At 45.7% G+C, this 25,652-nt stretch carries 25 protein-coding genes; 11 read left to right on the top strand and 14 right to left on the bottom strand.

The window, feature by feature from the left end:
* Positions 1-116 precede the first annotated feature (116 nt).
* From EWM62_RS19350 to EWM62_RS15550, 4 genes are all read left to right on the top strand, one after another.
* Positions 117-1,232 carry a DUF6515 family protein gene (locus EWM62_RS19350; protein WP_162499855.1) on the top strand — a complete coding sequence of 372 codons (1,116 nt, stop codon included), beginning with the start codon at positions 117-119 and terminating at the stop codon, positions 1,230-1,232.
* A 132-nt stretch (positions 1,233-1,364) separates the two neighbouring features.
* Positions 1,365-2,441, top strand: coding sequence for an SGNH/GDSL hydrolase family protein (locus EWM62_RS15560; protein ID WP_129877601.1), 1,077 nt, complete (start codon positions 1,365-1,367; stop codon positions 2,439-2,441).
* 68 nt (positions 2,442-2,509) lie between these two features.
* Positions 2,510-2,854 (top strand): four-helix bundle copper-binding protein, encoded by a 345-nt coding sequence (locus EWM62_RS15555; RefSeq protein WP_129877600.1) that lies wholly within the window; start codon positions 2,510-2,512, stop codon positions 2,852-2,854.
* A 1-nt stretch (position 2,855) separates the two neighbouring features.
* Positions 2,856-3,458: a flavodoxin family protein gene (locus EWM62_RS15550; protein ID WP_129877599.1), complete on the top strand. Its 603-nt coding sequence runs from the start codon at positions 2,856-2,858 to the stop codon at positions 3,456-3,458.
* Position 3,459: 1 nt separating this feature from the next.
* Here the strand turns inward: EWM62_RS15550 and EWM62_RS15545 are convergent, their stop codons facing one another.
* The 3 genes from EWM62_RS15545 to EWM62_RS15535 are packed head-to-tail and all read right to left on the bottom strand — an operon-like array spanning position 3,460 to position 7,230.
* Positions 3,460-5,607 carry a xanthine dehydrogenase family protein molybdopterin-binding subunit gene (locus tag EWM62_RS15545; RefSeq protein WP_238989366.1) on the bottom strand — a complete coding sequence of 716 codons (2,148 nt, stop codon included), beginning with the start codon at positions 5,605-5,607 and terminating at the stop codon, positions 3,460-3,462.
* Between the two features lies 1 nt (position 5,608).
* Positions 5,609-6,589 (bottom strand): FAD binding domain-containing protein, encoded by a 981-nt coding sequence (locus tag EWM62_RS15540; protein ID WP_129877598.1) that lies wholly within the window; start codon positions 6,587-6,589, stop codon positions 5,609-5,611.
* A complete protein-coding gene (locus EWM62_RS15535; protein ID WP_238989365.1) occupies positions 6,586-7,230 on the bottom strand; it encodes a (2Fe-2S)-binding protein in 645 nt (214 codons plus the stop codon). Before EWM62_RS15535 ends, EWM62_RS15540 begins: the two co-directional genes overlap by 4 nt.
* A gap of 114 nt (positions 7,231-7,344) precedes the next feature.
* Between EWM62_RS15535 and EWM62_RS15530 the strand changes: the two genes are divergently transcribed.
* Entirely contained in the window at positions 7,345-8,532 is a 1,188-nt protein-coding gene (locus tag EWM62_RS15530) for a class I SAM-dependent rRNA methyltransferase (RefSeq protein ID WP_129877597.1), read from the top strand.
* An 11-nt stretch (positions 8,533-8,543) separates the two neighbouring features.
* On the opposite strand, the gene EWM62_RS15525 is transcribed toward EWM62_RS15530, so the two are convergent.
* Positions 8,544-9,158 carry a SprT-like domain-containing protein gene (locus tag EWM62_RS15525; RefSeq protein WP_129877596.1) on the bottom strand — a complete coding sequence of 205 codons (615 nt, stop codon included), beginning with the start codon at positions 9,156-9,158 and terminating at the stop codon, positions 8,544-8,546.
* A 160-nt stretch (positions 9,159-9,318) separates the two neighbouring features.
* On the opposite strand from EWM62_RS15525, the gene EWM62_RS15520 reads away from it, so the two are divergent.
* Entirely contained in the window at positions 9,319-10,200 is an 882-nt protein-coding gene (locus EWM62_RS15520; RefSeq protein WP_129877595.1) for a hypothetical protein, read from the top strand.
* A 68-nt stretch (positions 10,201-10,268) separates the two neighbouring features.
* On the opposite strand, the gene feoB is transcribed toward EWM62_RS15520, so the two are convergent.
* The 5 genes from feoB to gcvH all read right to left on the bottom strand — a co-directional run bounded on the left by feoB (position 10,269) and on the right by gcvH (position 13,684).
* Entirely contained in the window at positions 10,269-12,383 is a 2,115-nt protein-coding gene (feoB, locus tag EWM62_RS15515) for a ferrous iron transport protein B (protein WP_129877594.1), read from the bottom strand.
* Between the two features lie 9 nt (positions 12,384-12,392).
* On the bottom strand, positions 12,393-12,608 hold the full coding sequence (locus EWM62_RS15510) for a FeoA family protein (protein ID WP_067057508.1): 216 nt from the start codon (positions 12,606-12,608) through the stop codon (positions 12,393-12,395).
* 170 nt (positions 12,609-12,778) lie between these two features.
* A complete protein-coding gene (locus EWM62_RS19345) occupies positions 12,779-12,916 on the bottom strand; it encodes a hypothetical protein (RefSeq protein WP_162499854.1) in 138 nt (45 codons plus the stop codon).
* Positions 12,903-13,298, bottom strand: a complete 396-nt coding sequence (locus tag EWM62_RS15505) for a VanZ family protein (protein ID WP_129877593.1) — start codon at positions 13,296-13,298, stop codon at positions 12,903-12,905. The genes EWM62_RS19345 and EWM62_RS15505 overlap by 14 nt, the downstream gene beginning before the upstream one ends.
* 5 nt (positions 13,299-13,303) lie before the next feature.
* Complete coding sequence (gene gcvH, locus EWM62_RS15500; protein WP_129877592.1) at positions 13,304-13,684, bottom strand: glycine cleavage system protein GcvH; 381 nt, start codon at positions 13,682-13,684, stop codon at positions 13,304-13,306.
* Positions 13,685-13,828: 144 nt separating this feature from the next.
* Here gcvH and EWM62_RS15495 point away from each other — a divergent pair, with 144 nt between their 5' ends.
* The 3 genes from EWM62_RS15495 to EWM62_RS15485 all read left to right on the top strand — a co-directional run bounded on the left by EWM62_RS15495 (position 13,829) and on the right by EWM62_RS15485 (position 16,040).
* The gene (locus tag EWM62_RS15495) at positions 13,829-14,410 is read left to right on the top strand and encodes a DUF4142 domain-containing protein (protein WP_129877591.1); all 582 of its coding nucleotides are present in this window, start codon (positions 13,829-13,831) and stop codon (positions 14,408-14,410) included.
* Between the two features lie 102 nt (positions 14,411-14,512).
* Complete coding sequence (locus EWM62_RS15490; RefSeq protein ID WP_129877590.1) at positions 14,513-15,529, top strand: Gfo/Idh/MocA family oxidoreductase; 1,017 nt, start codon at positions 14,513-14,515, stop codon at positions 15,527-15,529.
* Positions 15,530-15,557: 28 nt separating this feature from the next.
* The gene (locus EWM62_RS15485; RefSeq protein ID WP_162499853.1) at positions 15,558-16,040 is read left to right on the top strand and encodes a TlpA family protein disulfide reductase; all 483 of its coding nucleotides are present in this window, start codon (positions 15,558-15,560) and stop codon (positions 16,038-16,040) included.
* A 76-nt stretch (positions 16,041-16,116) separates the two neighbouring features.
* Here EWM62_RS15485 and EWM62_RS15480 read toward each other — a convergent pair whose 3' ends face one another.
* The 3 genes from EWM62_RS15480 to EWM62_RS15470 form a co-directional block, all read right to left on the bottom strand.
* On the bottom strand, positions 16,117-16,905 hold the full coding sequence (locus EWM62_RS15480; protein ID WP_129877588.1) for a succinate dehydrogenase/fumarate reductase iron-sulfur subunit: 789 nt from the start codon (positions 16,903-16,905) through the stop codon (positions 16,117-16,119).
* An 81-nt stretch (positions 16,906-16,986) separates the two neighbouring features.
* Positions 16,987-18,921, bottom strand: coding sequence for a fumarate reductase/succinate dehydrogenase flavoprotein subunit (locus EWM62_RS15475; protein ID WP_129877587.1), 1,935 nt, complete (start codon positions 18,919-18,921; stop codon positions 16,987-16,989).
* 135 nt (positions 18,922-19,056) lie between these two features.
* Complete coding sequence (locus EWM62_RS15470; protein WP_129877586.1) at positions 19,057-19,836, bottom strand: succinate dehydrogenase cytochrome b subunit; 780 nt, start codon at positions 19,834-19,836, stop codon at positions 19,057-19,059.
* A 205-nt stretch (positions 19,837-20,041) separates the two neighbouring features.
* Here EWM62_RS15470 and EWM62_RS15465 point away from each other — a divergent pair, with 205 nt between their 5' ends.
* The gene (locus EWM62_RS15465) at positions 20,042-21,187 is read left to right on the top strand and encodes a redoxin domain-containing protein (RefSeq protein WP_129877585.1); all 1,146 of its coding nucleotides are present in this window, start codon (positions 20,042-20,044) and stop codon (positions 21,185-21,187) included.
* A gap of 77 nt (positions 21,188-21,264) precedes the next feature.
* On the opposite strand, the gene EWM62_RS15460 is transcribed toward EWM62_RS15465, so the two are convergent.
* A complete protein-coding gene (locus EWM62_RS15460; RefSeq protein WP_129877584.1) occupies positions 21,265-21,897 on the bottom strand; it encodes a hypothetical protein in 633 nt (210 codons plus the stop codon).
* A gap of 71 nt (positions 21,898-21,968) precedes the next feature.
* Here EWM62_RS15460 and EWM62_RS15455 point away from each other — a divergent pair, with 71 nt between their 5' ends.
* The gene (locus EWM62_RS15455) at positions 21,969-24,557 is read left to right on the top strand and encodes a ligase-associated DNA damage response DEXH box helicase (RefSeq protein ID WP_129877583.1); all 2,589 of its coding nucleotides are present in this window, start codon (positions 21,969-21,971) and stop codon (positions 24,555-24,557) included.
* Between the two features lie 34 nt (positions 24,558-24,591).
* On the opposite strand, the gene EWM62_RS15450 is transcribed toward EWM62_RS15455, so the two are convergent.
* Positions 24,592-25,605 carry a dipeptide epimerase gene (locus tag EWM62_RS15450; protein WP_129877582.1) on the bottom strand — a complete coding sequence of 338 codons (1,014 nt, stop codon included), beginning with the start codon at positions 25,603-25,605 and terminating at the stop codon, positions 24,592-24,594.
* Positions 25,606-25,652: the final 47 nt, after the last annotated feature.

Below are 25,652 nucleotides of genomic sequence, written 5' to 3'. Positions count from 1 at the left end.
ATTAACAGCGGCCCGCTTTTTGTAAAAAATAATTAAACGGCAATTAAACCGTTTACATATTTCTTAGTCTTATACATACATCAGCGTTAACAACTGATCGATTATAAATTTTCAAGATGAAAACAGGATATAAAAAATTATTAAGTGTAGCCCTAAGCGGAATGATGTTCCTTGGTTTGGGCTTTTCTGCCAGCGCACAGCATAGAGGCGGCGGTGGTGGCGGCGGCGGAAGGTCATCAGGCGGTGGCGGCGGCGGAAGCGTTAGTCGTCCATCTGGCGGTGGCGGTGGTAGCTTTAGCAGGCCATCCGGTAGTTTCAGTCGTCCATCAAGCGGCAGTGCTGGCATAAGCAGGCCATCAGGCGGCTTCAACCGCCCGTCAAGCGGTGGTGTTGGCATTAGCAGGCCTTCAGGCGGTTTCAATCGCCCATCAGGTGGTAGCGTTGGCGTAACCAGGCCTTCAGGCGGGTTCAACCGTCCATCCGGCAGTTATGGCCGTCCGCAAGGCACAAGGGGCAGCTACCAGGGCCGTGTAAATGCATATAATAATGGTGCGCACCGTCCAAATGTAGGCCGCCCTTATACAGGCAATTATGGCCGTGGCGGTTATCGTGGTGGCAATTATGGCCGCTATGGGTATGGTTACAGAAACGGTTATTATGGCCCCCGCTATTTTAACCGTGGGTATTACAACTACCGTGGTTATTACAGTTCATACTACCTACCACGTATTGGTTTTAGTATAGGTGTATTGCCTTACGGATACTATCCATTCTATTGGGGCGATTATCAGTACTATTACAGTGATGGTTTATATTATCAGTATAACGATAATCAATATACCGTAGTTGAACCGCCGGTTGGCGCTCAGGTAAACTCATTGCCTTCAAAAGCAGAAGCTATAACCATTAACGGCGAGCAATATTACGAATCGAACGGTGTTTATTACCGTGCGGTTACCAAAGATGATGGCAGCGTAGTATACGAAGTTGCCGGTAAAGATGGTGAACTGAACACCGATGATGGCGGCGCAGGTGCAGAATACGACCAGCCTTACCAAATAGGAGATGTTTTAACCACCCTGCCGCAAGATAGCCGTAAGATAAAAGTGAACGGTGAAAAATTATACGTTGCACCGGATGGAACTTATTTCCAGGAAACCCGCGATAACGATAATAACAAAGTTTATAAGGTGGTAGGCCTTGCAACAGACGAGCCTGCCGACGAGAACTAATACTTCCTGATCAAATATTTAAAGGGTGGATGCTTATAGCATCCACCCTTTTTTATTGGTCTAAGTTCAAATAATTGCTATAAAAGTATTAGGGCGCTTAACCCAGGTTGCGTAATTTTATGCTGACAGATTATGATGAAGAGAAACACGGCACTGCTATTTTTTGTACTGTTACTATCCGCCCTATTTACATACGGCAAGGTATTGCCCAAACAAAAACTTTTTACGGCTGATAACAAATATTTTAAATATACCGGCCGGGTTGATTTCAGTAACCCGCAAAAGCCAAAGTTTTGGTCGCCGGGGGTGTATATTACCACTAAGTTTAAAGGGGCGTACTGTCGGTTGTTGATCAACGATGAGGAGATGTATGGCAAAACGCATAATTATATAGAGGTGGTTATCGATGGTAAAACATCGCGCATACAAACAACAGGCAAAACAAACGATATACAAATAGCGAACGGACTATCAAAAGGCGAACATACACTGCTGATCTGTAAGGACACCGAATCGGGCATGGGCTACCTGGAGTTTGTGGGCCTTGTATGCGAAAAGATCATGCCCCCCGTACAGCCAAAGCGGATGATAGAATACATAGGCGATTCGATAACAGCCGGCGCGGGGGTCGATGCATCGCAGGTAGCCTGCGGCAAAGGCGAGTGGTACGATCAGCATAACGCTTACCTTGCTTACGGCGCGCGTACATCGCGCGCTTTAAACGCCCAATGGCAGTTAACAGCTGTTGCAGGTGTTGGCCTTATACATAGCTGTTGTAATATGGATATTGTGCTGCCGCAGGTATATGATAAAGTGTATTTGCGAAATGATTCGCTTACTTACAACTTTAAACAATACCAGCCCGATGTAGTAACCATTTGCCTCGGCCAAAATGACGGCCCGCAGGATTCGGTTAAGTTTTGCAGCCAATATGTGCGATTGATTGATACCGTACGCAGCAAATACCCGCAGTCGGATATTGTTTGCCTGTCGAGCCCTATGGCAAATAAAGAACTTACTATAGTATTGCTACAGCGCTACCTTGCGGGGATTGTGCAATTTGTGAATAACCGTGGCGATAATAAGGTAAGCAAATTCTTTTTCTCGCGAAGTTTTAACAGCGGCTGCGATGATCACCCCGATGCAAACGAGCATGAAATGATTGCAGGCGAGCTTACTGCGTATCTTAAAAAGCTGAAAGACTGGTAGCAATTTTAAATTTATCGAAACATTTTTAACTGTAGCGTATTGATATAATATCATCAATAATTACAGCTATGGATAATCATGATCATACCGCGTTAATTGAAAAGCTGCTGGCTTGTGTTGAGGCTTGCGAAAATTGCGCCACCGCGTGTTTACTGGAAGATGGTGTAAAACCGATGGTAAGATGCATCAGCCTCGACCGCGATTGTGCAGATATTTGCAGCCAGGCCGCCAAGCTCCTGGAGCGCAGGTCAGAAATTGCCCACCAGTATTTATTGCTTTGCGAAGAAATTTGCCGCATGTGTGCCGAAGAATGCGAAATGCATCCGCACGATCATTGCCAAAAATGCGCCGAAGCTTGCCGCCAATGTGCCGAAGCTTGCCACGCCCACCACCAGCCTATAATTCAGGATTAATATGAAGGCACTTGTGTTAAACTGCACGCTAAAGCCATCGCCGGCGGTATCAAATACCGAAGCATTGGCTGTAGAAGTGATGCGCGAATTAGAGCGGTTTGGCGTAAAAACAAAAATGATCCGCGTAGCCGACCACAACATCATCACCGGTATTAAATCTGACCTTGGCGACGGTGATGCCTGGCCTGCTATACTCAAAGAACTTTTAAACTCCGAAATATTAATTATAGCTACCCCAACCTGGATGGGCACCATGAGCAGCGAAGCGCTTAAAGTTTTAGAGCGGATCAATGGGCTGTATCCCAAACGCGACGCGCAAAACCGGCCGGTAACTTTTAATAAGGTAGCAGGCTTTGTAGTAACCGGCGCCGAGGATGGTGCACGCCACGTAGTATCAGAAATTGCAGGCGCGCTGATGGATATTGGCTTTACCATCGCCCCGCAATCGTACACCTATTGGAACAACGGGCCGGGCCCCGGCGATAATTACCTGGAAAGCGATTACCGCAAGGAGTGGTCGATAGAAACGGGAAAAGCCGCGGCTGCAAACCTTGTGGCTGTAGCTACGGCTTTAAAAAACACCCCTATACCCGGGGATAAATAATTTATATCAGCTTATCCGGCGTAATAGGCAGATCGCGTACGCGTTTACCCGTGGCGTTAAAAACCGCGTTGGCTACCGCAGCGGCCATACCTATTAAAGATATTTCGGCCATACCCTTTGCGCCCATCGCGTTAATATGTGAATCGGGCTTGTTTACAAACAGGGCCTCCATTTGCGGGATATCGGCATTAACAGGCACGTGGTAATCAGCAAAATTGTTGTTAACATAACGGCCGTATCTATGGTCGATAATGGCATCTTCCATCAAGGCCATGCCAATGCCGCCAATAGCACCGCCTATAAGTTGGCTTCGGGCAGTTTTTTGGCTGATAACTTTCCCCGAATCGGCGACAGATACCACCTTATCTATTTTTACCACGCCTGTTGCCGGGTGCACCAATACCCTTGTAAAATGCACCGACCAAGCCTGCATCGAATATTTGTTTTGCGCATCGGCCCCTAAGGATGATTGGGTGGTGACATCTAAACCTGCCAGGTTTTTATCACTTAATATTTTGGCATAGTCGGGGTTGTCCGTCCCGCCGTTGCCAATCAGTTTCTGAAACTTCTGTTTCAACTCGGTGCAGGCATCATACACAGCGCCGCCTACGGTAGCCGTGGTAGCCGAGCCGCCCTGCATCGGCGCGTTTGGCAACGAGGAATCGCCCATTTCAAATTTTATTTTATCTGCAGGCAAGCCCATAATATCGGCAGCAATAAGTACCATAGCCGTTCCTGTCCCGGGGCCTATATCAGTTACAGCCGTTTGTAAAAGCAGGGTGCCATCGGCGCGCATCACAGCTTTAACGGTGGCACTATCGCGGTAAGCGCCAAACATGCCGCCGCCCATACCGTAACCAACCAGCCAGCCATCCTTTTTTACCGCCCCGGCTTCCTGCCTGCGGTTTTCCCAGCCTATCTGGTCGGCTCCCATTTTATAGGCTTCGTCCAGGTATTTGCTTGAATAAGGTTTGCCGTTCTCCGGGTCTACCTTGGCATAGTTTATCAGGCGTAGTTGTACCGGGTCAATCTTTACCTGGTACGAAAGTTCATCCAGCGCCGATTCCAACGCGAAAGCCCCCGTTGCTTCGCCCGGCCCGCGCATCCATGTTGGGGTACCTATATTAAGCGATAGCAACTTATAACGTGTGGTAACATTTGGACAGGCATATAAGCCCTTGCTCACATTTATAGGCCCTTCGGCAAAATCTTCGTAGGTTGACGTTTGCCCAACAGCCTCGTGGGTGATGCCCACCAGCTTGCCATCGGCGGTGGCGCCAATACCAACTTTTTGCCAGGTATATGGGCGGTGGCCAACAGATGTAAACATATCCTGCCGGTGCAAAACCAGTTTAACCGGGCGCCTGACAAGTTTAGCGCCCAAAATAGCGGCAATTTCGTGCGGCCATACCTGCAGGGCACTACCAAAAGCGCCGCCCACAAATTTCGCTATTACCTGTACATTAGCAGCCGGAATATTGAACGCTTTCGCGATGTCATCGCGGGTGGCTTGCGTACCCTGGGTTTTATCCCAAACGGTAAGCTTATCAGCGCCATCCCATTTGGCAATAATGGCATGCAGTTCCATTGGGTTGTGTACTTCGGTAGGGATAACATATTCCTGTTCCAGCTTAAAAGGCGCGTTTTTCCAGGCATCAGCTTCGCCGCGAACGGAATCTTTACCCCAGGGGGCTATGCCCATACTGATATCCGATGGCGGTTTGGTATCGTGCGCCTGTTTGTTGTATGTTGCCTTTACCAACGATGCCGCGTACAGTGCGCGCTCATAAGTATCGGCTATTACCATGGCAATGGGCTGGCCATTGTAGTGAATAACGTTATCGTTAAAAACCAGTATCGGCCCGGCTTTTTTAGTAGGCTTTTTTGGCTTTTGATGCCCCGGCACTTTCGGCGAGTTAAAATGTGTCACCACGGCGAGCACACCCGGCGCTTTTTCTGCCCTGGCTATATCAATAGCCGTTACAGTGCCTTTGGCAATGGTGCTGCCAGCCAATACGCCATAGGCTAATCCATCCGGCCTGTATTCGGCGGCATATTTTGCTTTGCCGGTAACTTTTGCCCTTCCGTCTATCCGGCTCATCCCGTCGGCCGATGAAGGTATCGCGGTTTTTATTGCTTCTTCCATCATATTAAACTAAGCCCGAGGCGTGTTTTAGCGCCTCGGCAATAGTAGCCGGGGCAAGTTTTAATTTAAATGCATTATACTCATATGCTTTAGCGCCCTGCATGGCAAGCTGCGCCGCCTGCGCGAAATTTTCTTCTGTAGGTTTTTTGCCAATGAGTGATTTCTCAACTTCAAACAAACGCCATGGCTTATGCGCCACACCACCCATTGCTAAACGTGCGCCCCGGATCACACCGTTCTGTATATCTAATGCCGCCGCTACAGATACCAGCGCGAAAGCGTATGATTGCCTGTCGCGTACTTTTAAATAGTAGCTGTTTTTAGCAAAGTTATTATCAGGGATCTCTACCGATAGTATCATTTCCCCCGTTGCCAGGTGGTTGTCCAATTCAGGGTGCTCGCCCGGTAAACGGTGGAATTCGGTAAATTGCAAGGTTCGTTGCCCCTTCGGGCCTGCAATTATAACGGTAGCATCCAGCGCAGCTAAAGCCACACACATATCACTTGGGTGCACGGCAATACATTTTGAGCTGGTGCCAAATATGGCGTGCATACGGTTAATGCCGCCTATTGCGCCGCAACCTGTGCCCGGCGCACGCTTATTGCAGGGCATAGCCGTATCATAAAAATATGTACAGCGGGTGCGCTGCATCATATTACCGCCAACGGTTGCCATATTACGCAATTGCGGCGATGCGCCGGCTTTTAGCGCCATAGCTAACAGCGGGTGCTTTTCAACAACAAGTGCGTTTTCGGCTACAACACTGTTCAGGGCAAGCGCCCCTATATGTAAACCTTTACCGGTTATGTTTATGCTTTTTAGCGGCAGATGGGTAATATCAACCAGCCTGTCCGGCGCAGTTACGCCCCGTTTCATCAGGTCGACCAGATTGGTGCCGCCTGCTATTATTTTGGTGCCGGGTTTGCTGATAGCGGTTATCACGCCCGCGTTACTGCTTGCCTTAACATATTGAAACTGTTTCATGCTTCCATCCCCCCGTTCTTTACATCCATTATGGCGTTAACAATATTTGGGTAGGCACCGCAGCGGCAAATATTACCACTCATATATTCCCTTATCTCTCCTTCAGAGTTGGCGTGCCCCTCGTTGATACAAGCCACTGCCGACATGATCTGCCCCGGCGTGCAGTACCCGCATTGGAAACCGTCGTGTTTTAAAAAAGCCTCCTGCATGGGGTGCAGCACATCACCTTTGGCCAGCCCTTCAATGGTGGTTACTTTTTTACCGTTAACCATTATCCCAAGCGTAAGGCACGAATTTACCCGCTGCCCGTCCACGTGTACCGTGCACGCGCCGCACTGACCGTGGTCGCAGCCTTTTTTGGTGCCCGTAAGGTCCATTTCTTCGCGAAGAATATCAAGGAGCGTAGCGCGTGGTTCAACCGATAGGTTATGCATTTCGCCATTCACTTCCATGCGTAAAGGCAGCTTTTCCAGCACACCGGCAATTTGCTCATCCAGGTGGTCTTCTGCCGCTTTTAAGGCCGTTGCGGGGGTTAAAGCCACAGCAGTTAATAATGAGGATTGCTTTATAAAACTCCGGCGCGATGGGTCTTTCAGGTCCGTTTGCTGCCGGGCATCCATACCAAACTTTTCGTTTTCCATAATAGAAGGCTTTGTAAGCGTGAATTTACCAGTTTAATAACATAAAAATCAAACGGATGTGTTATTTATAACGATGCTAAAAAGCACACGCACGATATTATTACCTTTGCAGCTATGATCGACGTTATATTAAAGAAAGGCAAGGAGAAAGCGGTACTGCACAAACACCCCTGGGTGTTTTCGGGAGCGATAGAGACAGTTAAAGGCAAACCGGCCAATGGCGACATCATTCGCCTGCTGGATAGCAAGAAAGATTTCCTTGCCTTTGGTTTTTATAACGATCGATCGCGTGTGGCGGTGCGTTTGCTGGAATGGGACGAGAATATTGCTGTTGATGATAACTGGTTCCGTGATAAAGTACGTGTTGCCGTTGCCGGCCGCGCGCATATTTTGGCAGATGGCAGCACCGATACCTGCAGGCTGATCTTCAGCGAATCCGACTACCTGCCCGGTTTGATAGTAGATAAATATGCCGGCCATTTGGCGGTACAAATACTAACATCGGGCATGCAAAACGCTATGCCGGTTATTATAGATGAACTAAACACCTTACTAAAACCCGAAAGTGTTTTTGATAAAAGTGATGCCACCTCCCGCTCGCACGAGGGTTTGGAAACTACCAATGTATTATTAGCCGGCACCCACCCGCCCGAACTGGTAATGGTGAAAGAGAATGGCATCAGCTACGGTATCAATATCGCCGAAGGCCAGAAATCGGGCTTTTATTGCGACCAGCGCTACAACCGCCTGTTATTGGCAACTTATGCCAAAGACAAAAAAATGCTGGACTGCTTTAGCTATACCGGCGGTTTTACCTTAAACGCATTAAAAAGCGGCGCGGCATCGGTTACCAGCGTGGATAGCTCGGCGCTGGCGCTGGAAACGCTTGAAGAGAACATCCGCATTAATCAATTTGAAGGAACGGCGCACAGCGCCATTAAATCTGACGTGAACGCGCAACTCCGCAAATTCAGGGAGGATGGGGAAATGTTTGATATTATCGTACTCGACCCGCCAAAGTACGCGCCATCGCGCTCGGCGCTCGACAGGGCATCGCGGGCGTATAAAGATCTAAACCGTTTGGGTATGCAATTGCTAAACAGCGGCGGCCTGCTGGCTACTTTCTCGTGCTCGGGCGCTATGGATATGGAAACTTTTAAACAGGTGCTTGCCTGGGCCGCACTTGATGCGGGTAAACAGGTACAGTTTGTTTACCAGTTCCACCAACCCGAAGACCATCCCGTTAGGGCATCCTTCCCTGAGGGGGAATATCTGAAAGGGCTTTTGTGCAGGGTTTGGTAAGGTTACTATAATTAAGCCTCCGGCATTACTTCTACTTCGGCTACTGGGCTAAACAGGTAAATGCGTTTGGTGCTTATCTCCACACATTTATAACGCTTGCGCAATTTTTCTTCCTTGCGGAAGATGCGGCCGTCCTTTAGTTTAAATAAGGCCTTTAACGGGAGTTTTTCTACCGTATGCACAGATTCCTTCGGCGCATCGTATTTACGCAGCGAGCGGTACAGGGTAAGGTCTGAACAGCTTGAGGCGGCCGGGTTATTCAGGTAGCTGGTAATAGCCTGTTTTACATCCGGCGGGAATACTTCCTTTTCAAAAAACGGCTGCATCATCTTCTTAAAATTATTCTTCCACTCGGTGCCGTGCGGCTTTGCTTTATGCTTGTGCTCGTTCCAGGTGTGCAGGTGTGCAAACTCGTGTACAGTGGTCACCAAAAAAGCGTAAGGGTTAAGGTCGAAATTTACGGAGATGCGGTGTCCCTTGCCCAAGTGCGGCGCGCGGTAGTCGCCAAACTTGGTGCCGCGGTTGCGCGAAATTTTAAACTCACATTTAAAGTAATCTATCCAGCGGCCAATAAGCGGCGCCGCATCAGGCGGAAGATACTGTGCTAATACTGTTACTTTATCCAATTTTTACCTCTACCCAAAGATAGCGGTTTTAATAATCTTATAAATGATTTGAATTCTTTATAATAAATTAAGATAAGTACATTTATAATAACAGATAAACCAGCTCTTTGGCTGATTGCTTGAAGGTTAAGAATGGTGTGTATGGAACAAATTTAAAATTATGTCAAATCGGCCTCGTCGTAACAGTTATTCATCTTTAAAAACATGGGTTAAAAACAACTCTGAATATGCCCAATTTCTAATAAATTCCGGCTTGGTTGTAATTACCGTTGTGACCTTGGTTACTACATCTTATTTTTCCTACAGAAGTTTGTCAGAAAGCGGCAAGCAACTTAATTTAGCTCAAAGGCAATTCACAACAAGTCTTAATCAAAGAAAGACTGATTCTGCAGATAGTAAATCCACTAACGCGTTACTTGAGGATAACAGAAAACGAGATTCTTTGATCTCTGAACAACGATTTAAGAGTCAAGAGAAAAGGAACTCCCTCCAAGATTCTATCAATAAAGAGCAATTGAAGGCAATTCAAGCACAAGCTAATCTGGCTAAACTACAATTGCAAGCACAAATTCTTGTTAATAAACAAGCCTACTACGATGCCAGGCCCGTTTTCATGATAATTAAGGCAAAGTACGATTCTGTTAAAAGGACTTGTTTGTTTACAGTTTTAAATACTGGGAAGCGACCGGCAATAATGTTAAATACTAAACTTTGCGCATATAATCATCAATTTAATAAATTTTATTCGAGCACCTTTCCTAAACTAAATTGGACTATTAATAATCAAGCGTATTTGGAGGTGCTTATTAACGCTCCGAAAGACATTTTTTTTGATAGTGGAACAGCCTATTACATTTCATTGGCTTATACTGATGGCATTGATGGCAAGAAAACTATTTTCGAAAAATACTTTTTATTTGATCGTATGGAAAATTATGGCTGTACTACGAAAGAAGCAGACTCACTTTATGTTTCCTTGACAAGAAAAAAAGGCCATGAATTAGGCTTCAAATTTTCCAATTCTGTCAGGAATACATTCTGATTTATGTTTATTCATAGCTTCAGTGATCAACATTTAATTGGTTCATCATTCGGTATCGAATTTCGATATTACTTCAATAAATTATACACCAAAAACGCCGCCCCGTAAGCCAGCACGGTCATATACACAAACTGTGCGGCGGGCCAGCGCCAGTCTTTGGTTTCGCGGTACACTACAGCCACGGTGCTGGCGCACTGCATGGCAAAGGCGTAAAACATCATTAATGAAAACGCCACTGCCAGCGTAAACACCGGGCCGCCGGTATTGGGATTTTTGGCATTGCGCATTTTATCCTGTACGGAATCTATCCTATCGGCATCGCCATCAACACTGTAAATGGTGGCCATGGTGCCTACAAATACTTCGCGGGCGGCAAACGAGGTGATCAGCGCTATCCCTATCTTCCAGTCGAACCCGATGGGTTTAATAACCGGTTCTATTACATGGCCTAACACACCGGCGTAAGAGTTTTCGAGCTTCTCGGTAGATATCACCCTTGCCAGGCTATCCGGCTTCATACTTTGGGTGTATTGTGGCTGCTGGTATTTCTTTTCGATATTGGTGAAACGGTCTCCCGGGCCGTATGAGGATAGCACCCAAAGGATCACCGATACGGCGATAATTACCTTCCCGGCCTCCAGCACAAATGTTTTTGAGCGCTCGTACATCGAAAAAAGCACGTTGTTCCAGCGGGGCATACGGTACACCGGCAACTCCATAATAAAGTATCCGCGCTCGCGTGCCTTCAGTATAAATTTCATTACATAAGCCACTATTATAGCCGATACCAGGCTCAGCACATACATCCCCGTTAGGGCTAAGCCCTGCAGGTTAAATATCCACCATACATTGCGGTTGGGTACAACAAGGGCAATTAATAAAGTGTAAACGGGTAAACGGGCCGAGCAGGCCACCAGCGGTGTTACCATAATGGTTATCATCCTATCCTTCCAGTTCTCGATGGTGCGGGTGCTCATGATGGAAGGCACCGCGCAGGCAAAGCCGCCTATCAGCGGCACTACCGATTTACCATTAAGGCCAACCTTACGCATGATCTTATCCATCATAAACGTAACGCGCGACATATAGCCCGTATCTTCCAGTATGGATATAAAGGCAAAAAGGATGGCTATCTGCGGTATAAACACCAGCACACCGCTAAGGCCGGCAACCACGCCGTCGATGAGCAGGTCGGCAAGCGGGCCGGCGGGCAATATATTGCGCAAGCCACCTTCCATCCAAACAAACAGGCCTTCAATCAGCGACATGGGGTATTCCGACCACGCAAATATCGACTGGAACATGAAAAGCAGCACCCCTATAAAAATGATGAAACCAAATACCCTGTGGGTAAGTATCTTGTCTATCTTATTACTTATGGATTCGTCGTGCGCGGTAACTGGCGTTTTAACGGTATCGTAGAGCAGGTCGTTGATGTAGTTGTAGCGGGCAATAGTTTCGGTGGCCTGCGCCTTTTGTGAATGGAAACCATGTTCCTTTTCCAGTTGCTCGATACGCTCGCTTTGTTCGGGCGTTAAAAACTTTAAGGTTTCGTGCTGGTGGGCCAGTTGAAGGGAAAAATATGGGTTATCGATACCATGCTCTTTGCTGATGCTTTCGATAATGCCGGGCGCTATGCCTTTTACATCGATGCTTTCCTGCTGCAAAGCAAATTTATTGGCGTAAGATATAGCAGTTCTTAGTTCACCAATGCCTTCCAGCTTGCGGGCAGATACCGGGACGATAGGCACCCCAAGCTTTGCAGCCAGTTTATTTATATCGATATCGATACCTGCCTTTTTAGACAGGTCGATCATGTTTAAGGCGATGATAACCGGGATCTTTAGATCGGCAACCTGTGTGTAAAGCAGCAGGTTGCGCTTAAGGTTGGTGGCATCAATAATTACAATGACCAGGTCGGGGGTAAGTTCGGTAGCTTTTTCGGCCAGTACCGAAAATACGATAGATTCGTCGCGGCTTTTAGGGTATAAGCTGTACGTACCCGGAAGGTCGATTATTTCGGCGCGACGGCCGTCAGGCAGTTGGGTGTAACCAATTTTTTTATCAACAGTAACCCCCGGAAAATTTCCAATTTTTTGATTTAACCCGGTTAGTGCATTAAAGAGTGTCGATTTACCGGTGTTTGGATTTCCAACAAGCGCTACTCTGATATCAGCTTTCAAATGAAAATACTATTGCAAAATTATGGTTGATGCTTCGAATCTGCGCAAACTTAGCTGGTAACCAGATACATGGATAGCGATAGGATCGCCAAGGGGGGCTATGCGCGATACCCTTACAGATTCGCCGGGCAGGCAACCCATTTCCATCAGCTTTACAGACATTTCCAGGTCGGTAAATTCCTTTACTATCCCTGTTTCTCCTACTCCAAGCTGTTCAAGCGTCATTTGCGTAAATTTTAGATCACAAATGTAAGCTTATTTAAAACAAATCCAAATAAGGGAATTGGTGGATTGTTAAATTGTTTTATTGTTTGATAAGTGTCTCGCAAAGACGCAGAGACGCGAAGAAAAGGAAATTTAAACCCAACAAAAACTACGTCTTTGGGTGAAATATCTTAAACTGCCTTTATAGAAGTTTTAGCAGCCTTTACGCTACCAAAGTGCGGACAGTTGCAATCCTTTTTAAACAAACCGCATGAAGAAAAAACGGCGGTTAGTAATAACGCGGCCGATAGTAGTTTAACTTTTTTCATGATTGATAGCATTACTGATTAATAACACCCCGAAAATACCCATACACCCACCAATAGCATCGGCCAGCAGATCGTTCCAATCGCCGCTGCGCCAGGTGAAAACATACTTTTGCAGCATTTCTATCAAAGCGCCGTAGCTAATAAGCACAATGGTATTTTTCATCGCTATCTCTATACGGATGCTGCGTGTTTGCCACTTGCGGATGCTGCCATAACAATATAATATGGATAGCACAAAAAATAAACCGCAGTGTACCAGTTTATCAAACCCCGGGAAGAACAATGACGGGCCGCTAACATCACCAAATGGCACGCAGCATAGTATCAAAATAAACAGGGCCCACAAAATAGCAGGCCCGTAATATTTTAGTGTTTCCTTCATCAGCTTTATTGTCCGATAACGCTTTTGTAAGCATCGGCATCTAATAGGCCTTCCGCGTCGGCAGGGTTAGTCAATTTGATCTTCACCATCCAGCCATCGCCATATGGGTCGGAGTTTACCAACTCTGGCTGGCTATCCAGTTTTTTGTTCACCTCTAAAATTATTCCGTCAACCGGCATAAACAAATCAGATACTGTTTTAACTGCTTCAACCGTGCCAAAAACAGACTCCTTTGTAACATCCTGCCCAACAGTATTAATATCTATGTAAACAATGTCGCCTAATTCGCCCTGGGCAAACTCGGTAATACCGATGTAAGCTTCGTCGCCCTCAACCCTGATCCACTCGTGGTCGCTTGTGTATTTTAACTCTGCAGGAAAATTCATATGGTTTAATTTATGTTGTCAAAAATAATAAAACTTTAAGGTATAACAATAATAAGCACAATTTAAACAGAAGGATAAGCCACTTGCTATAAAACTATCTACAGTAAATTTTGTTAACTATAAAAACTAAAAAATACCTATAAAATGAAAAAATTAAGTTTAGTGGCAATGATGGCTGTTGCAGCCCTATCATTCCAGGCCTGTAACAACGCCGCAAAAGACAGTAAAGAAACCGCCGACAGTGTAAATGCTGTAAAAGACACTACCACAAATGGATCTACCGGGATAGCTGTTGACGCTATGGATGCAAAATTTGCAACCGATGCAGCTAACGCAGGTATGGCAGAGGTTGCCGCCGGTAAATTAGCTTCAGAAAAAGCTACTAACCCGCAGGTAAAAGAGTTTGGCGAAATGATGGTTATGGACCATACTAAAGCCAACGAAGAATTAATGGCCATAGCAAAAACCAAAAACATCACCTTACCAACCGCGCCGGATGCCGACCACCAAAAAATGGCTGCCGACCTTGCTGCAAAAACCGGTAATGATTTTGATAAAGCTTACGTTGACGCCATGGTTGACGGGCACAAGAAAGTAGCATCGATGTTAGAAGATGCCTCTAAAAACTGCAAGGATATGGAACTGATGGCTTTTGCTACCAAAACATTGCCTACAGTTAAAGCTCACTTAGCAAAAATTGAAGCGATCCAAAAAAGCATGAAATAAGCCCGGCTTATTTTACAAATAGAAAAGGGATGGGCTTAGGCTTATCCCTTTTTTATTTAGATAATTTATGTTGATACCTGTTAATATGATAAATTTACCGCCATGTCAGCACCAATAGTTACAGGCTTAATGGCCTACGGTATGTCGGGCCGCATCTTTCACGCGCCGTTCATCAGTACCAACCCGGGGTTTACCCTTAAGGGAATTGTAGAGCGAAGCAAAAAAATAGCTACCTGTATTTATCCTGATATTATCAGTTATAATTCAATTGATGAGTTGCTAAATGATACCGATGTAGAACTGGTAATTGTAAACACGCCAAGCAACCTGCATTACGAGCATACAATGATGGCCCTGAAAGCCGGCAAGCACGTATTGCTCGAAAAACCTGCCGCGGCAACATCGGCAGAGGTTAAGGAGTTGTTTGATACTGCCCGCGGTTTAAACAAACACCTGATGGTTTACCAAAACCGCAGGTACGACAGCGGCTTTTTATCAACCAAAGAAATAATAGAAAGCGGCCGCCTGGGCAACCTGATAGAAGTTACCTTCCGGATGGATCGTTATAAAGCGGCGATAGGCGTAAAATCATTTAAAGAAACCAAAGGCGTGCCGGCCGGTGGCCTGGTTTATGACCTTGGCGCACATTTAATTGACGGTGCCATCGCCTTATTTGGCAAACCTCTATCGTTCACTAAAACTACCGGCATGTACCGCGAGGGTTCGGAAGTGCCTGATTACTTTCATTATCATCTAATATACCCAAACCAGCTAAACGTTTATTTAACCTCGGGCTTGCAAATAGCCGGTGATACGCCGGGCTTTTGGGTGAATGGAACCCTGGGCAGTTTTATAAAAAACCGTACCGATGTACAGGAGGCACAGCTGGATAAAGGCATGATGCCGACTAACCCGGCTTACGGCGTTGAGCCTGCGGGCAATGAGGGGCAATTAATAACAGTAGGCATAGATAACCAAAAGATAACGGAACCTGTACCTTCGCAAAAAGGGGATTACAATCAAATATTTGATGCCGTTTATCATACAATACGTAATAATGCGTTATTCCCTATAACAGAAGAACATATTGCCTGGCAACTGGAATTGCTTGAAGCCTAATTTTATATCCTCAATGACAATAAAACAAATGAAGAGACTTATATTTTTATTATTGGCGGTAATAGCCGATTTTGCATGCACACAGGCCCAAACTATCCCGTCTACTATTCCTCCGTATAAAATATTAACAACTAAAGACCAGACCCTTACCCCGGCCGACCTTGTAAAGAACAAACCGGTTATGATCATCTACTTTGCGCCGGATTGCCCCCATTGCCAAAAACTGATCAATGATATGAAGCCGTCAATGGCTAAGTTTAAAAACATACAGGTATTACTGATAACATATACCGATATACGTATGGTGAAAGCTTTTGAGAACGATTACGGTTTAAAGGCATATCCAAACTTTATTTTGGGTACCGAAGGTTACACATACACTGTACAACGCTTTTATCAGCTAAAACACACTCCGTTTGTTGCCCTTTATGATAAAAACGGAAAACTGGTGCAGGCATTTGAAAAACAACCGGAGGCAAGCGATCTGCTAAAGGCGATCAAGAAAGTTTAAGGCCGCAGGCCCTTCATAACAAAGCCCGGTTGCAAATGCAGCCGGGCTTTTATTTTTTGGTTAAATAGTATCTAAATTATTCGCCGCCGGTATGGTCATGCGCGTGTTCTTCACGGAATAATTTGGCGCTAAAGAAATCGTTGTTCATGAACGCGATATTGTTCAGGGTGATCTCCTTAGGGCATTCTGCTTCGCAAGCGCCGGTGTTGGTGCAGTTACCAAAGCCTTCCTGGTCCATTTGGGCAACCATAGCCTGCACACGGCTGTAACGCTCGGGCTGGCCTTGTGGTAATAAACCAAGCTGGGTAATTTTTGCTGAGGTAAACAACATGGCTGATGCATTTTTACATGCGGCAACACAAGCACCACAACCAATACAGGTAGCAGAGTTAAACGCCTCATCGGCAATAACTTTAGGGATAGGTATCACGTTGGCATCAGGCACACCACCTGTGTTGATAGATACATAACCACCAGCCTGTTGGATACGGTCGAAAGCGGAACGGTCTGTCGCCAGATCCTTCACGATCGGGAACGCGGCCGAACGCCATGGTTCGATAGTAATGGTTTCGCCATCGCTAAAGGTACGCATGTGTAACTGGCAGGTTGTGATAGCCTTTTTAGGGCCGTGTGGGTGGCCGTTGATATATAACGAACAAGACCCGCAAATACCTTCGCGGCAGTCATGATCAAAATAAATAGGCTCCTCGTTCTTGCGGGTAAGGCTTTCGTTCACCACGTCAAGCATTTCCAGGAACGACATATCCGGCGAAATATTTTCGGCCTTATAGGTCACAAACTTGCCCGGTGTTTGTGTGTTTTTTTGGCGCCATACTTTCAGCGTCAGGTTCATGTGTCCACTCATGTTTATTGAGATTAGTGAGTAGTTGATTAGTTAAGTGGTGAGTGGTTAAAACCATCCTCTGTTCACTCAATCAACCATTCTCTATTTATAACTACGTTGTGTTAACTTAACATTTTCAAAAATCAGCTCTTCTTTGTGCAGCACTTCTTCCTCGTTTTCACCGGTAAATTCCCATGCTGATACAAAAGCGAAGTTTTCGTCATCGCGAAGGGCTTCACCTTCTTCAGTCTGCGATTCTAAACGGAAGTGGCCACCACATGATTCGCGACGGGTCAAAGCGTCGGTAACCATCAATTCGCCAAGTTCGATGAAATCGGCAACGCGGCCTGCTCTTTCCAGGGCAGCGTTCACTTCTTCATTTTCACCGGTTACAATAGCGTTCTTCCAAAAATCAGCCTTAAGTTCTTTTATAAGGGCTTTAGCTTTGGTAAGGCCTTCTTCAGTACGCGCCATACCACAGTACTCCCACATAATATGGCCAAGTTCGCGGTGATATTCAACAACGGTTTTATTTCCTTTTAGGGAAAGTAATTTGTTGTTGTATGCGATAACATCTTGTTTGGTTTGCTCAAAAGCAGGGTGGCTGGTATCAACCTTTTTAGGGCCTATGGTAGCAAGGTAATCGCCCAAAGTATAAGGGATAACAAAATAACCGTCAGACAAACCCTGCATCAGTGCAGATGCACCAAGACGGTTTGCACCGTGGTCGCTGAAGTTACATTCGCCCATGGCGTAAAGGCCAGGTAAATTTGTACTTAAGTTATAATCAACCCAAAGGCCACCCATGGTGTAGTGCACCGCAGGGTAAATGCGCATTGGCTGTTTGTACGGGTTCTCATCGGTAATTTGCAGGTACATGTCAAACAAGTTACCATATTTGGCACGTACGGTATCTTCGCCTAAACGTTGGATAGCCTCGGCAAAGTCAAGGTAAACGGCTAAGCCTGTTGTACCAACACCTTTACCCTCGTCAGACATTTCTTTAGCGTTACGTGATGCCACGTCGCGCGGTACAAGGTTACCGAATGACGGATATTTTCTTTCCAGGAAGTAATCGCGGTCTTCTTCTTTTACATCAGAAGCAGCAATTTCTTTCTTTTGTAGTTTTTGCGCAGTTTCAACCGTTTTTGGCGCCCAAACACGGCCATCGTTACGTAACGACTCCGACATCAGCGTAAGTTTGCTCTGGTGGTCGCCGGTAACCGGGATACAGGTTGGGTGGATCTGGGTGTAACAAGGGTTAGCAAAGTAAGCACCACGTTTGTGTGCTCTCCAGGCTGCTGTTACGTTAGAGCCAATTGCGTTTGTAGAAAGATAGAAAACGTTACCGTAGCCGCCAGTTGCCAAAAGTACCGCGTGGCCCGCGTGCGTTTCGATCTCGCCGGTTTTTAAGTTACGTGTAACTATACCTTTTGCATGGCCGTCAACAACAACCACGTCAAGCATTTCGGTACGGGTGTACATTTTTACTTTACCCAGGTGGATCTGGCGGTTTAATGCCGAATATGCACCCAAAAGCAATTGTTGTCCTGTTTGTCCGCGAGCGTAAAACGTACGTGACACCTGCGAACCACCGAACGAACGATTATCCAGCAAGCCGCCGTACTCGCGGGCAAATGGTACGCCCTGTGCAACACACTGGTCAATTATATTTACCGATACCTCTGCAAGGCGGTAAACGTTGCCTTCGCGGGCGCGGTAGTCACCACCTTTAATAGTATCGTAGAACAGGCGGTAAACGCTATCGCCATCGTTTTGATAATTTTTTGCAGCATTAATACCACCCTGAGCAGCAATAGAGTGCGCACGGCGCGGACTATCCTGGAAACAGAACGATTTAACATTATAACCAAGCTCGGCAAGTGATGCCGCTGCTGATGCACCGGCTAAACCTGTACCCACAACAATAATATCGTACTTACGCTTATTGGATGGGTTAACCAGCTTTAAGTTAAACTTATGCTTGCTCCATTTTTCGGCTAATGGGCCTTGCGGAATTTTAGCATCTAAACTCATTTCTTTTATTTTAGAGGTAAGAATCAAGAGACAAGAATCAAGATACTTGATGTTGTCTTTCCTTTCTTTCCTTTGTGTTTTTAAATTTATTAAACACGTTGTCTTGAATCTTGACTCTTATGGTCTTGATTCTCTTTAAAGGCTCTTAATGTAATATATAATTGGCATCAGGGCAAAACCTATTGGTATAATAACCGCGAACAGCCATGTGCCAAAAAAGTAAACAATAGGCGTATATTTTTTATGTACCCAGCCCAGCGTGCGGAATGCGCTTTGAAAGCCATGCAGCAAGTGGAACGATACAGCCCCCATTGCAATTACATAAAATATAACATACCATAGCTGGCTAAAGCTGGTTTGAATGCGCGCGTGCAAATCCTTCACACGTACTATTTCTACATTATTCTCGGTTGATATCGATCTTTCAAAATCTGCGACAGGGGGAGTGTAATCAGATACCGATGTTTGGTTAGTGGCAAGATCTGTACGGTACTCTTTAAACCCTAAAACGTTATTATACTTATATGTAAACCAAAAATCGCTCATGTGGATTACGATGAACAGCAGCAGGATTGAACCCAGCAAGCCCATGTTTTTTGATGACCATGAAGCATCCGACTTTGGTTGTACGGCATACCCCACCGGCCTTGCCCTGCGGTTTTTAATAGTTAGCACCAGGGCATAAACAGCGTGCACAATTATAGCCAGGTATAAAAGGTAAGCTATCACCTCGATAGGAGGAAAATGCGTTAAGAAGTTTGCGTAGCTGTTAAATGCAAAGCCCTGGTCGTTTTTAAATAATAAAAGGTTACCGCCCAGGTGCACAATTAAAAAAGTACACAAAAACAAGCCAGTTAAAGCCATTATCAGCTTCTTTCCCAGTGATGAGTTAAAGGTTTGTTTAAATTCGCTCATTATTGATCAGATTTATTTACGCAAAAGTACCAAAAGATAGAAATGGTTTCGGCATTAAGGAATGATAAAGACTATTTAGAAACAGTCTAAGCAAAACTGTTTAATTAGGCTATCCGTGTCAGTATTTTTACATTCTTAATAGTTGTTTTTATCTTTCATAATAAGATATTTCATAATTTCGGGGCTACCCTGTCACAATGTAATCATGAAATACTGCTGCTACATTATTGCCTCGTGCGTTTTATTAATTGCCTGTAACAATGCACCTAAATTTGAGTTAACCTTTAAATCGGCTGATATAAAAAATGGCACCATTACTTTAAACCAGGTCAACCAAACTTTATTTACCCAGGCCATTACAAACGGCAACGCTGTTATTAACAATCCTATTACAAGCCCGGGTTATTATACTGTATCGGTAATTGACAGCGATAAACCCTTAAGCGCCAAAAAAAGCTTTGAGGTTTACCTTGAAAATGGAAGCTACTCTATTGAGTTGAACACCAATAACCGGAGAGAATATCCAAACATAACTTCGGCCTCAAAAACGCAGCAACAACTATCTGCTTATTATAAAATAGAAAACAGGATAGCAGGGAGGCTAAATCATACCATCGATTCGCTGCTTACCTTTTTAGACTCCCGCGCTGCGCGCGGTTTATCTAAAAAAGAGCATTCAGCCTTTATAAATAAAACGCGCGCCATGCAAACAAAACGGCGAAAGTTAGAGCCGGAAGTTTTAAACGCCTATGTTACCCAATACCCTGATAATATAGTGGCAGCCCATATTATGGCGCGGCAGTATTTGGACGAACACCCGGCAGATTATAATAAGATATTTGGTAAACTTACTGATGAAGCCAAAAAAACACCCGATGGACAAAAAATAGCGGATAAATTAAACGTATTGATACAACTTTTACCCGGCTCTGTTGCCCCGGATATTACTGGCAATACACCCGATGGAAAAAGCTTTAACAAGCGCTCGGTAAATGCAAAGGTTATACTGGTGGAGTTTTGGATATCGGGCAGCAGGCTAAGCCAGATGAACCATTCTAAAATATTGAATGGCCTGATCATCGGCGACAGCGATAAAAAGAACTTCGCTATAATTAGCGTTTCAACAGACACCGATCCGGAGGTGTGGAAACGCGCGATAAAACAAAGTAACCTTAACTGGCCCCAGGTGGCCGACCTTAAAGGCGACTACTCGCCCAATGTGGCCAACTGGAAAATTGCCGCCGTGCCGACTTACTTTTTGGTTGACGGTAACTGGCGCATTATAAAACCAAATATTGATATTATTGATGTAGACCAGGAAGTTCACGATTACCTTAAGAATGCTAAATAATTCTCAGGGCTACCTTCTGGATCTGACTAATAGAGCAATTGCCAAAAGTTTAAGCGCTTTTTAAACATTTACAGGCCTTAATTAAGAAACAGTCCCTGGTAATTGGTTGTTATATCAGTCCCGGTTTCGTGTACAACTATTGCGGCAATTACATCTTTGTCATCCACCTCAAAGCCTACACCGGCCTTAACATCGTCATACAGCTTATGTTGGCTGCCCTTATATGTATATGTTGCTGTTTTGGACAGCGTATATGCCGGCTTAATGTTATTGAATGGTAAGCCTGTATGTATCTTACTGCTAATTTTAAATGACGGTGAGGTAACGCGGATCTCTTTAACACGGGCGGTTTCGTCATTCCCCATATCCCGCGTAAAATATATCTGGGTTACGTAGCTGCTGGTATCGTGATTTGCGTACCAAAAGGAAATGCTTTTACCCATAGCCGCATCGCCGCCATCGGGTTTGCCAAGCTTTTTATGCACAACTTCTAAACTTTCATTTATAGCGGTTTGCCCAACGCTTATCCCCGGAACAATCAGCTGGGCAAGCGGCACGGGTTTATCACCGGGCATATCTACAATAGCGGTATCAACGAAATTAACTGTATCTGCAAGCTGGTTATTACCTGCTGTTGCAGAAGGTTTTTGCTTGCAGGATACAATAGAAATAGCAAATAAGGGTATAAATAAGTATCTGAACGGCTTCATGGTTGTAACAATTTAATTAATTTACAGTTGATAGCTATAACCAATTATAGTGTATTTTGTTAGCATAAACAATGGTTACAAAAGGACAAAAGATTATACAGCAATGGTATAAACAAAAACAGTGGAAGCAGTTCCCGTTTCAAAAAGAAATGGAAGCGGCCTATCTTTCGGGGTTTTCGGGTTTGCTTAACGCGCCTACCGGCAGTGGTAAAACCTTTGCTTTGTTCCTTCCTTTTCTTGCTGATTTTATTAACAAATACCCCGATACTTATACTACTCAAAAAAACAACGGGTTACTAATGTTATGGATAACGCCGCTGCGTGCTTTAACTAATGATATCCGCAAAGCGATGCAGGAGGTGTGCGACGATATTGGCCTGCCCTGGCGCATCATGACCCGCACCGGGGATACTTCCGCCGCTGAAAAAGCCGCCCTTAAACGCAAACTGCCCGAAGTATTGCTTACCACCCCCGAAAGCCTGCACCTGATGCTTGCCCAAAAGGAATACGACAAAGTGTTTAAAGGCCTCCAGGTAATGGTATGCGATGAATGGCACGAACTGCTGGGCACCAAACGCGGTGTGCAGGTAGAACTGGGCTTGAGCAGGTTGAAAAGCATGGGTGCGGAGATTTCGGTGCGGGGAGCGGATGTTAAAACCGCTATCGTTCCGACAACGCCGCACCCCGCACCACTCCGCATCTGGGGCATTAGTGCAACCATTGGCAACCTGGAACAAGCCGCCGAGGTTTTGTTAGGGAATGATTTTCCGCCGGAGCAGATAAAGATGGTAAGGGCAAATATTGATAAACGGCTGGTGATAGAATCTGTTATCCCCGGGAATATTGAGAACTATAGCTGGGCGGGGCATATCGGCGTTAAGCTGCTGCCACAGGTTATGGAGATAGTAGCAAAAAGTAAAACAACGCTGATATTTACCAATACGCGGTCGCAAAGCGAGATCTGGTACCATGCCATTATAGATAATTACCCCGAATATGCCGGCATTATGGCCATGCACCACGGCTCGCTGGATAACGAGCTGCGCAACTGGGTGGAACAAGCCCTGCATGCCGAGGCTTTAAAGGTTGTAGTATGTACTTCCAGTTTAGATCTTGGGGTGGATTTTAGGCCGGTGGATACGGTTGTACAGGTAGGCAGCCCCAAAGGGGTTGCCCGCTTTATGCAGCGCGCCGGGCGAAGCGGTCACCATCCGGGTGCTATATCCAAAGCCTATTTTGTGCCTACCCATTCGCTGGAATTATTAGAAGGCGCCGCGTTAAAAAGTGCCATTAAAAAAGGCGTGTTCGAAAGCCGCGACCCTATGCTGCTTACGTTTGATGTGCTGATCCAGTTTATGGTTACACTGGCCGTATCTGATGGGTTTAGGGCCGATGAATTATTCCGGCAGGTTAAAACCACATTCGCCTTTGCCGATATGCGCCGCGAAGAGTTTAACCAATTGCTTGATTTTATTACCAACGGTGGCAAAACACTTGCCCAGTACGATGAATTTTTGAAGGTAGAGGTTGAGAACGGCCTGTTCAAGGTAAACAGCAGGCGCGTAGCCATGCGCCACCGCCTAAGCATTGGCACCATTACAAGCGAGCTTAGCATCAGGGTAAAGTGGCTGAGCGGGGGAAGTTTGGGCACGTTGGAAGAAGGCTTTATATCTAAACTAAAGCCCGGTAACGTATTCTGGTTTGCCGGTCGCAGCCTGGAGTTTATTAAGGTGAAGGAAATGACCGCCTATGTAAAAAAATCAAAATCTACCAAGGGTTTAATACCAAGTTGGGCTGGCGGCCGGATGCCTTTGTCGTCTCAGCTATCTGCCGTCTTTCGCGATAAACTGGACGAGGTAGCCAATGGCATTGAAACGGATATAGAAGTTAAGGCGCTTAAACCACTATTTGAACTACAGGCTAAACTTTCGCATTTGCCCCAGAGCCACGAATTTTTGATAGAATCTTTTAAATCGCGCGAGGGGCACCACCTGTTATTTTACCCTTTTGAGGGGCGCTTGGTACATGAGGGGATGGCGAGTTTACTGGCCTATCGCATCTCTAAAATAAAACCTGCCAGCTTCTCTATAGCCATGAATGATTACGGTTTCGAGCTGCTGACCGACGAGGATATCCCCATTGAACAGGCTTTGGAAGACACTGATTTCTTCTCCATTAACAATTTGATAGAAGACATTCAAAACAGTCTCAACTCCAACGAAATGGCGCGGCGCAAATTTAGGGATATAGCGCATATAGGCGGGTTGGTATTCACCGGTTATCCGGGCCAGCAGGTAAAAAACAAACATTTACAGGCATCTACATCGCTGCTGTTCGAGGTGTTTAACGAGTACGAGCCCGATAACCTGCTGGTGCGCCAGGCCTATAACGAAGCATTGGCTTTTCAACTGGAAGAGTTTCGCCTCCGCGCGGCCTTGCAGCGCATTCAAACGCAAAGTATTATCTTAAAAACCATAGAACGGCCAACACCTTTTGCCTTCCCGATACTGGTTGACAGCCTGGGCCGCGAACGGTTAACCACCGAAACTATGGAAGAGCGTATAGCAAAAATGGCCCGCCGTTATGGTGCGGATGAAGTTGCCGACAGGCCATCGCCAAAAAGCAGGAAGGTAGGAGTTGTGAGGAAGAAAGGGTTTTAACGATGAACGCGAGCTGAGAAAGGGAGTAATATTTTTAGAAATGATGTAACCCCAATCCTGCGGCATCGCTCAGCACCCACTTACCATCAACCATCCCGGGCATGTTATAAGGATTATTAACCGTTAGCAAAGGCCCGTCCAGATCGGCCCAATCGCATTGCGGGGCAAGGGCGGCGGCGGCGAGGGTAGCGCAGCTGGTTTCGCTCATGCACCCTATCAGTATTTTAAGTCCCAGTTCGCGGGCTTTGTTTATCATTTGCTGCGCTTCGTACATCCCGGCCGATTTCATCAGTTTGATATTGATGCCATGGTAAATGCCCTGGGCCGACTTAACATCAGCCAAACGCTGTACCGCCTCATCCCCTATAATGGGGATAGGGCTGTGTTCAGTTATCCAGGCGTTGCCGTCAATGTCTGTTTTTAGCATAGGCTGCTCTATCAGCTGCACGCCCTGTTCCTGAAGCCAGTAGATCATATCCAGGCTTTGTTTGCGGTCTGTCCAGCCCTGGTTGGCATCCACATAAAGCGGCACATCGGTTACCGATCGGATGGTTTGGATCAGCTCTTTATCGCTATCGCGCCCAAGCTTTACCTTTATCACTTTAAGGCCTTCGGCTTCTTTTACTTTTTGCAGGATAACCTCTTTAGTATCTATCCCAATGGTATAACTGGTTACCGGCATTTTTTCGGGGTCGCTGCCCAAAAGCTGCCAGCAGGGCTGATTTTTAAGCTTACCTTCCAGGTCGTGCAGGGCAATATCTATTGCGGCTTTTATGGCCGGGTTATTCGGCGCAATGCTATCCAGGTAATTAATGATGGATGGAAAATCAAAAGGGTATTTAAACTGGCTTATATCAACTTTACTTAAAAAATCAGCGGCGCTTTGGTGGCTTTCGCCCATATAAGGCACCATCGAGGCTTCGCCATAGCCGGTTTTACCCTCGTGAGTTAGCTGCACCAACATTAAAGGGGTGCTGTTACGCGAAAATTTAGCGATAGTAAAGGTGTGCTTCAGCAGTAATTCGTATGGTTGATAAGTAAGCTGCATGTCAAATATCAAAGCTAAAATATTACTGTTAAATTCCTGCTTATCTT

Origin of the sequence: Mucilaginibacter terrigena, assembly GCF_004168255.1 — a bacterium.
GTDB lineage: Bacteria > Bacteroidota > Bacteroidia > Sphingobacteriales > Sphingobacteriaceae > Mucilaginibacter > Mucilaginibacter terrigena.
Note: the sequence above shows the minus strand (reverse complement) of the source record. Positions and strands in the feature narration are given on the sequence as shown.